Raw genomic sequence first — 10380 nt, 5'->3', positions numbered from 1 at the left:
CCGCCCTTGGCGTAGGAGGCCGGGGTCATGCCCAGCAGCCGCTCGGCGCGTTCGTAGATCCGGCTGGAGGAGCCGTAGCCGGCGCCGTAGGTGGCCTGGGCGATGGACTCGCCGTCCTTCAATTGCTGGCGAAAGGCCGCGCTGCGCCGGGCATCGCCGTAATCGCGGGGGCTGACCCCCATGACCCGCTTGAACAGCCGCTGCAGGTGCCAGGGGCTGATGTCGAGCGCACCGGCGATCTCCGCCAGGGTCATGCGCTCGCCCTCGCTCTGGTCGATCATGGCGCAGGCCTTGCGCACCAGTGCGACCTGCGACGCTCCGGCGCTTCCCTTTGCCTTCACCGCCTCTTTCGCCCTTTCCATATCCATCTTTCGTGTTCCCGTGCAAAGTACCGTGATGGCGGCTGTTTTAGCCAGACGGCCGGATCGGCTCTATCCGAAGCTTGCGCGCCTGAGAGGAATGAGGACCTATTGGCGCCGCGCGCGGTCCGGCGATGCCGGCTGCGGCCCGGGGCTGCGCCCGTAAACCCGCGCGAATACTGGCCTTGAGCGGTGTCCGGGACCCGCCGAAGGCCCCGGACGGCAGGCGGCCTGCTCAATCGGCTTGCCCAAATTCCTTCATGGGCACACAATCGGCCCGTCATAAAACGGTAACAAATAAGTCAAAAGAGCATCGCGGGGCACCGCTAGGGTCTGCGCCGATCAACGACGGGCCCGAGTCGCATCAACAGGGAGAAGTCCACATGCGCTTGCATCGCAATATCATTACCGTGGCAGCCGCCGCCGCCTTTGCGGGCAGCCTGCCGACAGCCGCTCTCGCGGCCACAGAGATCAACTGGTGGCATGCCATGGGCGGCAAGCTCGGCGAGAAGGTCGCCGAGATCGCCGAAGGCTTCAATGCCTCCCAGAGCGACTACAGACTGGTTGCCGTCTACAAGGGCAACTACACCGAGACCATGACCGCGGCCATCGCCGCCTTCCGCGCCAAGGAACAGCCGCACATCGTGCAGGTCTTCGAAGTCGGCACCGCCTCCATGATGGGCGCCAAGGGCGCCATCAAGCCGGTCTATGAATTGATGGCAGAGGCCGGGGAGCCCTTCGATCCGGCCGCCTACCTTTCCTCGGTGACCGGCTATTACACCGATACCGACGGCAACATGCTCTCCATGCCGTTCAACAGCTCCACGCCGGTGCTCTATTACAACAAGGACGCCTTTGCGAAGGCGGGCCTTGACGCGAATTCGCCGCCCAAGACCTGGCCGGAGGTCGAAGCGGCCGCGCGCAAGCTGCAGGCCGCCGGCTATGCCTGCGGTTTCACCACGGGCTGGCAGTCCTGGGTGCAGCTGGAGAACTTCAGCGCCTGGCACAACGTGCCCTTCGCGACCAAGGCCAACGGCTTCGGCGGGATCGACACCGAGCTGGCCTTCAACAGCCCGCTGCACGTGAAGCACGTCGGCACGCTCGCCGGCTGGCAGAAGGAAAAGATCTTCGACTACGGCGGCCGCCGCTCCGATTCCGCGCCGAAGTTCTATAACCAGGAATGCGGCATGTACATGAACTCCTCGGCGGCCTACGCGGGCGTGAAGGCCAATACCAAGGACTTCGAGTTCGGCGTCGGCTCCCTGCCCTACTGGCCCGATGCCGGCGCACCGCAGAATTCGATCATCGGCGGTGCCACCCTCTGGGTGCTGAGCGGTCACGAGAGTGCGGAGTACAAGGGCGTTGCCAGGTTCTTCTCCTATCTCTCCTCCGCCGAGGTGCAGGCGGACTGGCATCAGTTCACCGGCTATCTGCCCATCACCCACGCCGCCGCCAAGCTGACCAAGGACCAGGGCTTCTACGATGCGAACCCCGGCACCGATGTCGCCATCATGCAGATGACCGGCAACGAGCCGACGGAGAACTCCAAGGGCCTGCGGCTGGGCAACTTCGTGCAGATCCGTGACGTGATCAACGAAGAACTGGAGGCCATCTGGGCCGGCGACAAGTCGGCGCAACAGGGCCTCGACGATGCGGTGAGCCGCGGCAACGCGCTGCTGCGCAGGTTCGAAAAGACCGTCAACTAGTACCGGTATCACCCTCATTGCCGGTGGCGGCCCGCCCAGGGGCCGCCACCGCGTGAGGCTTTCGCGGTTCTCTCATGCAGCACAAGCGGGTCATTTTCCAGGGGCGCGCCCTGCCCTACATGCTGGTCCTTCCCCAGCTCGTCATCACCCTTGTCTTTTTCATCTGGCCGGCCTCCCAGGCGCTCTATCAGTCGGTCCTGCTGCAGGACCCATTCGGCCTGGGGTCGAACTTCGTCTGGTTCGAGAACTTCGAAGACCTCTTTGCCGATCCCGCCTACCTGGCCTCCTTCCAGACCACCATCGTCTTCAGCCTGGGCGTGACCGCTCTTTCGATGGTGGCCGCGCTGGTGCTGGCCGCCATGGCGGACCGCGTGATCCGCGGGGCCACCGGCTACAAGACGCTGCTGATCTGGCCCTATGCGGTGGCCCCGGCGGTGGCCGGCGTCCTCTGGTGGTTCATGTTCAACCCCTCCATCGGCGTGCTCGCCTATGGCCTGCAGGGTCTTGGCTACGACTGGAACCACTACCTGAAGGGCGGCGATGCCATGATCCTGGTGATCATCGCTGCCGCCTGGAAGCAGGTGAGCTACAACTTCCTGTTCTTCCTGGCCGGCATGCAGGCGATCCCCAAGTCGCTGATCGAGGCGGCGGCCATCGACGGCGCCGGCCCGGTCAAGCGTTTCTGGACCATCATCTTCCCGCTGCTGTCGCCGACCACCTTCTTCCTGCTGGTGGTGAACGTGGTCTACGCCTTCTTCGATACCTTCGGCATCATCCATGCGACGACATCAGGGGGGCCGGCCCAGGCGACGACAATCCTGGTCTTCAAGGTCTACAACGACGGTTTCGTCGGCCTCGACCTCGGCGGCTCCGCTGCCCAGTCGGTGATCCTGATGCTCATCGTCATTGCGCTGACCGTGATGCAGTTCCGCTACATCGAGCGCAAGGTCGAGTACTGAGAGGCCGCGGCAGATGATCGAAAACCGTCCCATCTTCACCGCCGTCACCCATGTCGTGCTCTTCCTGGGCGTGCTGGTGGTGGCCTTTCCGATCTGGCTGGCCTTCGTCGCCTCGACCTATCCCGTCGAAGGGCTGGTCTCCGGCGTGCTGCCGCTCTGGCCCGGCGACCAGTTCTGGGAGAACTACGGCAGCGCGCTGACCGGCGGCGTCGAGGCAGCCGGCAGCCCGCCGGTGCTGCTGATGATGGTCAACAGCATGGTCATGGCGCTGGCCATCGCCACCGGCAAGATCGCTATCTCCATCATCTCCGCCTTCGCCATCGTCTATTTCAACTTCCCCTTCCGGGTGACCGCCTTCTGGATCATCTTCATCACCCTGATGCTGCCGGTGGAAGTGCGCATCCTGCCGACCTACGAGGTGGTGGCGAACCTCGGCATGCTGGACAGCTATGCCGGCCTGGCGGTGCCGCTGATCGCCTCGGCGACGGCGACCTTCCTGTTCCGCCAGTTCTTCCTGACGGTGCCCGACGAACTCTTGGAGGCGGCGCGCATCGACGGCGCCGGGGCGCTGCGGTTCTTCTGGGACATTCTGCTGCCGCTGTCGCGCACCAACATCGCGGCGCTCTTCGTCATCCTCTTCATCTTCGGATGGAACCAGTATCTCTGGCCGCTTCTGGTGACCACCGACGAGTCCTATTACACCATCGTCATGGGCATTCAGCGCATGGTCGCGGTGCCGGACTCCGAGCCGCTGTGGCATCTCATCATGGCCACCGCCATCCTGGCGATGATCCCGCCTGTCTTCGTCGTCGTGGCCATGCAGCGGCTCTTCGTGAAGGGCCTGGTGGAAACCGAGAAATAGAGAACGGACTGGCCAATGGCTGAAATCTCCATCCGCGCCGTCAAGAAGAGCTACGGCGACACCAAGGTGATCCACGGCGTCTCCGTCGACATTCGCGACGGCGAGTTCATCGTCATCGTCGGCCCCTCCGGCTGTGGCAAGTCCACCCTGCTGCGCATGATCGCCGGGCTGGAACAGATCACCGAGGGCGATATCGCCATCGGCGACCGCGTGGTCAACAACCTGGAACCCAAGGACCGCGACATCGCCATGGTGTTCCAGAACTACGCCCTCTACCCACACATGACCGTCTACGCCAACATGGCCTACGGTCTGAAGATCGCCGGGCTGCCGAAGGCGGAGATCGACCAGCGCGTCGAGGAGGCGGCCGGAATCCTGGAGCTCAAGGGGCTGCTCGAGCGCAAGCCGCGCCAGCTTTCCGGCGGCCAGCGCCAGCGCGTCGCCATGGGCCGGGCCATCGTGCGCCAGCCGGCGGCTTTCCTGTTCGACGAACCGCTGTCCAACCTGGACGCCAAGCTGCGCGTGCAGATGCGCCTGGAGATCAAGCGCCTGCAGCGGCGCCTCGGCACCACCTCGGTCTACGTCACCCACGACCAGGTAGAGGCCATGACCATGGCCGACCGCCTGATCGTCATGAACGGCGGCCATGCCGAGCAGATCGACACCCCCATGGTCGTCTACGAACGCCCGGCGAGCCTCTTCGTCGCCGGTTTCATCGGCTCCCCGGCAATGAACTTTCTGGACGCGGAGGTCGGTGCCGACGGCACCAGCCTGACGGTGGAACAGGGAACCGCGGTCAAGCTGGGCAATGGCGGCCTGCAGGGCCAGGGCGGCCGCCGGGTCACGCTCGGGGTCCGGCCGGAGCATCTGCACGCCGCCGGCGACGCCGCGGCAACCTTTACCCTGCAGGTTCAGATGGTGGAGACGCTGGGCGCCGACAGCCTGGCCCACGGCGTGCTCGCCGGCCAGGGCGAGAACCTCACCATCCGGGTGCCCGGCACCACCAAGCTGGCCGAGGGCGACCGCCTGCCCCTGGCCGCCGATCCCGGCGCGCTGCACCTCTTCGATCCCGACAGCGGCCGGCGCATCGCGGATATTTGAATTTCCGAGTTAGCTTCCGGCGGTCAGCGCCGGGTCTACCCGTTCGGAAAGCCCGGCGGCCATTTCCTCAGCCGTGGTGACGTGGGTGAAGTGGTGGAGGTAGGTCCCGTCCGGGCCCATCAGATAGATGATCGCCGAGTGGTCCACCAGATAGTCCTCGCCGTCCTCGGTGGGCACCTTCTTGTAGAAGGCGCGATAGGCCTTGGCGACCTGCTTCACCTGTTCGTCGCTGCCCGTCATGGCGACCATGGCCGGGTGGAAGTGGCTGACGTAGTCGGCCAGGGCTTCGACGGTATCGCGTTCGGGGTCGACGGAGACGAAGACCGGCGTCACCGCGGCGGCCTTGGCGGCCTCGCTCTCCGCCAGGATATCCAGGCCCTGGGTCACGGTGGAAAGGGTGGTCGGGCAGATGTCCGGGCAATAGGTGTAGCCGAAGAAGATCAGCATGTAGCGGCCCCGGAAGTCCGCCTCGCTGCGCGCCGTTCCTTGGTGGTCGGTCAGGCTGAAGGGCCCGCCGATGAGGGCCGTCCCGCTGCTGCTGGCGCTGCTGGAGACGATCTGCGTCGGCTTGCCCGGCTGCAGCGCGAACCACAGGCCGAGCCCGCCGGCGACCAACAGCACGCCCAGGCCTGAAATCAGCAGAACTCTCAGCTTCGTCGACATCCCTGCAGGTCTCCCTCGCGCAAACCCGTCACTTCGGCGCCCCCGGAAAGGGGCCCGAAACCCTTAGAGCCCAACCCAAAATGATGGCTTGTCTGTCAAAGGCTTTCTGCCCTCGGGCCTCCCCCATCGTCATTGCCGGACTTGTTCCGGCAATCCATGGAAGTCCGGGTCCCGGTCCTCCCATGGACCCTCGGGACAAGCCCGAGGGTGACGACCTGGGGAGGGGCGACATTGGCAAGCCATTGAAATCAAGCCGTTCATTCCGGATCAGACTCTTAAATAGGCGGTGGCGCCCTATCCCGCAATGCGGCGGCCTGTCGCGCTGTGCAGCCTCACGGCAAGGTCTGGCGCAGCGGGTCGGCATGGGCATTGCTGAACTTGCGTTCGATGACAATGGCCCGGGCCCGGGCGCCGCTGCCGTAGTACTGGGTGTTGAGGGACTCCCGCTCGAAGATCTTGGCGCCTTCCAGGGCGCCGCCGCCGAACAGGCCGACGGACTTGGAAAAGGCGTAGATGTCGGAGGAGAAATCGGTGCTGCGGGAGGCCTCGACCCCGCGGCCCAGCGGGCCCACCGAGATGCTGGCATCGGCGCCCAGCTTGAACTCGCTGGTGAGCATGGCGTCGACCGCCTTGTCGCTCATCAGCACGAAGACCACCTCCTTCACCTCGCCGCCGATCTGCAGGCCCAGGGAGCCGGCGGCCAGGGTATAGAAGGTGGGCGGCGACCAGCTTCCGTCGGTGCCGCGGGCCAGGAAGACGCCGGAGCCGCCCTCGGCGCCGATGATGAAGCCGCCCTTCACCAACTGCGGGACGATGTAGACGCCCTTGGCGTTCTTGATGAAGTTCTCCAGCGCGAAGAAGTCCTTGTCCGCCAGCAGGCGGTCGACGGTCAGGCGGGACTCCGTGACCAGCGCCTCGGAATCGGTTTCCGCCGTGGCGGTGCCATAAAAAGAGACAAAGAGAATGAGGGATGCGGCGGCCGTCCGCAGACCGCGCAGGATCGCAGAACCCGTCATGGATCCACCTTTCTGAAATGTGATGCCCTGAAATTCACGTTCTGAGAAACCAGCACAATGTGACGATAACATGGCGAATCCAGCGGGCTCGTCATGCGGTTTTCTCAGGTGCTCGGCGGGGATGGCCGTTGACCAGCGCCACGCGCCAGCTTTCCCCGTCTGCCTGCGTTTCGGCGAAATGGTCCAGTTGGGTCAGGCTGCAGTTGTCGATGGCAAAGGCGAGGGCTTTTTCCGGCGGAAGGCCGAGCGCCAGGCCCAGGGCGGCGCGAATCGGGCCGCCGTGGCTGACGCAGACGATCTCGCCGCCTGCCAGACGCCGGTTCAGGCGGGCGACTGCTTCGGCGACCCGCGCGCAGACCGCTGCGAAGCTCTCGCCGCCCGGCGGTGTCGCTTCGGCCGGCGCCAGCCAGAAGCGGTGCCAGAGATCGCCGCGCGCGGCGTCCAGCTCGGCGTAGGTCATGCCCTGCCAGGTCCCGAAGTCCTGTTCGATCAACTGCGCCTCGACCTCGAAGGGCTGTGCTTGGGCCCCGTGATGGCGGGCGATGGCGGCGGCGGTCTTATGGGTGCGATCCAGCGGGCTCACCACCCAGGTGGCGGCGGCCGGAAGCTGTCCGGCGAGCGCCCGGAACAGCGCCGTGTCGCTGCAGTCGCAGGCGACGTCCCGGTTGCCGTAGACGCGGCCGTCCTGCCCGGTGACCGGGGCATGGCGGATCCACCACCAGCGGGTCATGGTCATCGGCTGCGCTCCGCTTTCCTCGCGTGACTCAGATCCGGCCAAGGCAGGTGGCCAGCACCAGCAACACCGCGATCTCGCCGAGCTGCTGGGCGGCCCCTAGGACATCGCCGGTATAGCCGCCGATCTGGCGCCGCGCCAGGACGGTGACGGCGGATTGGATCAACAGACAGGCGAGCAACGCCCAGAGCGCCGCCACCCAGTCCAGCAGCAACAGGGCGAGGACGCCGGCCAGCAGGATCGCCGTCAAGGCGTTGCCGCCGCCGGGGCGGCCGACCTGGGCCGCCAGACCCTCCGGCCGGGCCAAGGGCAGCAAGGCCATGATGGCGGCCAATCCGCCGCGCGACAGGCTTTGTGCGGCGATCAGGGCGGCGGCTGCCAGCGACGGCGTCTCGCCCAGCGCGGCGAGGCTGGCGCTGCGCAGGGCGACGGAGAAGATCAGGGCCAGCACCCCATAGCTGCCGATGCGGCTGTCGCGCATGATGGCGAGCTTGGCGGTCCGGTCACGCCCGCCGCCGAAACCGTCGGCCAGGTCGGCCAGTCCGTCCTCGTGCAGCGCACCGGTGACCAGAACTGTCGTGGCGACGGCCAGCAAGGCACAGAGAATCGGCGGCAGGCCGACCCTGTAGGCCGCCAGCAGGACTGCAGCGGCGATGAGGCCGACCAGCGCCCCGACCAGCGGATAGCAGCGGCTCGCCCGGGCGTAGGGCATCGGCTCCGCGGCCTTCGGGGGTGTCGTCGGCGCACCGACCGGCAGCCGGGTCAGCAGCGCCAGGGCGAGCCACAGGTCGCACAGCCAGGCGCGCGGCGAGACAAACGCTGAGACTTCGCGGGACGGCAAGGGCATCGGGGTGTTCTGTCGCGATTTCGATGGTTCTTCGGCGCCGGTTATATGACAGTTCGCCGCAGTGGGCTAACCCTGCCATTGTGTTACGGGCCATCGATTTGCGCGTGAAACCATGGGTACGGCCGGACTGGCCGGGATTGAGTGGTTGGAGGATCTTGAGATGAAAGCTGCGGAGGCCATCGTCCGCTTCGACGAAATCCGTGAACTGATGCGCGCCTTGCCGGCCCGGGACGAGGAGGCGGCAGCGGCGGCGCGGGCCCGGCAGGCGCAGCTTACCAAGCCCGCCGGCTCCCTCGGCCAACTCGAGGATCTGGCGGTTTGGCTCGCGGCCTGGCAGGGCCGCCACCCGCCCTCGGCCGAGCGGCCCTACGCCGCGGTCTTCGCCGGCAATCACGGCATCGCCCGCAAAGGCGTTTCCGCCTATCCGGCCGAGGTGACGGTGCAGATGGTGCAGAACTTCATCGACGGCGGGGCGGCGGTCAACCAGCTCTGCAGCCTCGCCAACGCCGATCTGCGGGTCTACGAGATGGCCCTCGACGAGCCCACCGGCGACATGTCCGAAGAAGCGGCCATGAGCGAGGAGGACTGCGCCAAGGCCATGGCCTACGGCATGATGGCTGTGGAGAGCGGCATCGACGTGCTGGCCCTGGGTGAGATGGGTATCGGCAACACCACGGCGGCGGCGGCGCTCTGCTGCGGGCTCTACGGCGGCCCGGCGGCCGACTGGGTCGGCCCGGGCACTGGCATCGATGCCGAGCGTATGGCGGCAAAGGCCGGGTTGGTCGATCAGGCGGTGGCCCTGCACCGCGAGGCGCTGAACGATCCCCTGGAGGTTCTGCGCCGCCTCGGCGGGCGCGAACTGGCGGCCATCGGCGGAGCGATCATCGCGGCGCGCATGGCCCGGACGCCGGTCCTGCTGGACGGCTATGCCTGCACCGCGGCCGCCGCGGTCCTGCAGGCGCTGGAACCCGGGGCCATCGATCACTGTCTGGTCTCTCACGTCTCCGCCGAGCCCGGCCACAGGCGCCTGCTGGGCCATATCGGCAAGGAGGCGCTGGTCGATCTGGGCATGCGTCTCGGCGAGGCATCCGGCGCCATGGTGGCGGTCTTGCTGCTGAAGGCGGCGGTGGCCTGCCACAACGGCATGGCCACCTTCGACGAGGCCGGCGTTTCCGGGCGCAGCGACGAGCCAGGATGAACTGACAGCCCGGAACCGTTCGACGCAAGCCGAAAGCGCCCTGAATCCCGCGAGCCGCTCCGGCCTTGCCTTTCCCGGCGATATGGCCAGATTGGGGGCCATGAGCGAGACCGTCCCCCTGTCTCCGGAGGCGGCGCCGGCGCCCAAGGGGCGGTTGCGCCTGCGTACCCTGGTGGTGATCCGCTGGATCGCTCTGGCGGGCCAGGCCATCACCCTTTCGGTGGTTTTCTTCGGCCTCGGCTATCCCATCGTCTTTGTGCCGGCCATGGCGGTGATCGCGGTGGCGGGCGCCCTGAACGTCCTTTTGTCCATCGCCCGGCCCAGCGCGACCTGGGTCAGCGACCGCGAAGCATTGCTGCACCTCTGCTTCGATGTGATTCAGCTTGCCGTGCTGCTGGGCCTCACCGGCGGGCTGCAGAACCCCTTCGCGATCCTGATCCTGGCGCCGGTCGTGGTTTCCGGTTGGGCTCTGTCCCGCCGCAGCACTCTGATCATCTCGGCCCTGGCGCTTGCGCTGGTTTCGCTCCTGGCGTTCTGGCATCTGCCCCTGCCCTGGCCGGGCGGCGGCCTGCTGCTGTCGCCGGTCTATATCTCCGGCGTCTGGACCGCCCTGGTGATCGCCGTGGTCTTCATCGCCTCCTACATCTCTTCGGTGGCGCAGGAGAACAGGCGCATGTCCCAGGCGCTGGAGGCGACGCGGCTGGCGCTGGCCCGCGAGCAGCAGCTCTCTGCCCTGGGCGGCCTGGCGGCGGCGACCGCCCATGAACTCGGCACGCCCTTGGCGACCATCGCCGTAGTGGCGCGGGAACTGCAGCGCGAACTCTCGACGGACTCGCCGCTGCGCGAGGATGTCGAACTGCTGCATGCCGAATCGCTGCGCTGCCGCTCCATTCTCTCCGGCCTGGCCGAGCGCCCGGCCTGGGACGACGGCTCGCC

At 66.8% G+C, this 10380-nt stretch carries 11 protein-coding genes; 6 read left to right on the top strand and 5 right to left on the bottom strand.

The genetic code is table 11. The features are described from left to right. A partial coding sequence (locus tag Q0996_RS09900; protein WP_299618376.1) for a helix-turn-helix domain-containing protein occupies window positions 1-362 on the bottom strand: 362 nt, incomplete at its 3' end. 380 nt (window positions 363-742) lie between these two features. Between Q0996_RS09900 and ugpB the strand changes: the two genes are divergently transcribed. The 4 genes from ugpB to Q0996_RS09880 all read left to right on the top strand — a co-directional run bounded on the left by ugpB (window position 743) and on the right by Q0996_RS09880 (window position 4987). Next, the gene (ugpB, locus tag Q0996_RS09895) at window positions 743-2065 is read left to right on the top strand and encodes a sn-glycerol-3-phosphate ABC transporter substrate-binding protein UgpB (RefSeq protein WP_299618374.1); all 1323 of its coding nucleotides are present in this window, start codon (window positions 743-745) and stop codon (window positions 2063-2065) included. 74 nt (window positions 2066-2139) lie between these two features. Next, complete coding sequence (gene ugpA / locus Q0996_RS09890; protein ID WP_299618372.1) at window positions 2140-3024, top strand: sn-glycerol-3-phosphate ABC transporter permease UgpA; 885 nt, start codon at window positions 2140-2142, stop codon at window positions 3022-3024. 13 nt (window positions 3025-3037) lie between these two features. After that, a complete protein-coding gene (ugpE, locus tag Q0996_RS09885) occupies window positions 3038-3886 on the top strand; it encodes a sn-glycerol-3-phosphate ABC transporter permease UgpE (RefSeq protein WP_299618369.1) in 849 nt (282 codons plus the stop codon). Window positions 3887-3901: 15 nt separating this feature from the next. After that, entirely contained in the window at window positions 3902-4987 is a 1086-nt protein-coding gene (locus Q0996_RS09880; RefSeq protein ID WP_299618366.1) for a sn-glycerol-3-phosphate import ATP-binding protein UgpC, read from the top strand. 9 nt (window positions 4988-4996) lie between these two features. Here the strand turns inward: Q0996_RS09880 and Q0996_RS09875 are convergent, their stop codons facing one another. The 4 genes from Q0996_RS09875 to cobS form a co-directional block, all read right to left on the bottom strand. After that, window positions 4997-5650, bottom strand: coding sequence for an SCO family protein (locus tag Q0996_RS09875; protein WP_299618363.1), 654 nt, complete (start codon window positions 5648-5650; stop codon window positions 4997-4999). A 332-nt stretch (window positions 5651-5982) separates the two neighbouring features. Next, complete coding sequence (locus Q0996_RS09870) at window positions 5983-6666, bottom strand: lipid-binding SYLF domain-containing protein (protein WP_299618360.1); 684 nt, start codon at window positions 6664-6666, stop codon at window positions 5983-5985. 91 nt (window positions 6667-6757) lie between these two features. Next, a complete protein-coding gene (locus tag Q0996_RS09865) occupies window positions 6758-7402 on the bottom strand; it encodes a histidine phosphatase family protein (RefSeq protein WP_299618357.1) in 645 nt (214 codons plus the stop codon). A gap of 28 nt (window positions 7403-7430) precedes the next feature. Next, window positions 7431-8246 carry an adenosylcobinamide-GDP ribazoletransferase gene (gene cobS, locus Q0996_RS09860; RefSeq protein ID WP_299618354.1) on the bottom strand — a complete coding sequence of 272 codons (816 nt, stop codon included), beginning with the start codon at window positions 8244-8246 and terminating at the stop codon, window positions 7431-7433. A gap of 160 nt (window positions 8247-8406) precedes the next feature. On the opposite strand from cobS, the gene cobT reads away from it, so the two are divergent. Both cobT and Q0996_RS09850 read left to right on the top strand, forming a co-directional pair. Beyond that, window positions 8407-9444, top strand: a complete 1038-nt coding sequence (gene cobT, locus Q0996_RS09855; protein ID WP_299618352.1) for a nicotinate-nucleotide--dimethylbenzimidazole phosphoribosyltransferase — start codon at window positions 8407-8409, stop codon at window positions 9442-9444. Between the two features lie 100 nt (window positions 9445-9544). Continuing rightward, window positions 9545-10380 (top strand): histidine kinase dimerization/phospho-acceptor domain-containing protein (locus Q0996_RS09850; protein ID WP_299618349.1); only part of this gene is annotated, 836 nt, incomplete at its 3' end.

It is taken from the genome of Pelagibius sp., from assembly GCF_028289705.1.
Classification (GTDB): Bacteria; Pseudomonadota; Alphaproteobacteria; order Kiloniellales; family Kiloniellaceae; genus Pelagibius.
This window is presented reverse-complemented; position numbering and strand designations above follow the sequence as displayed.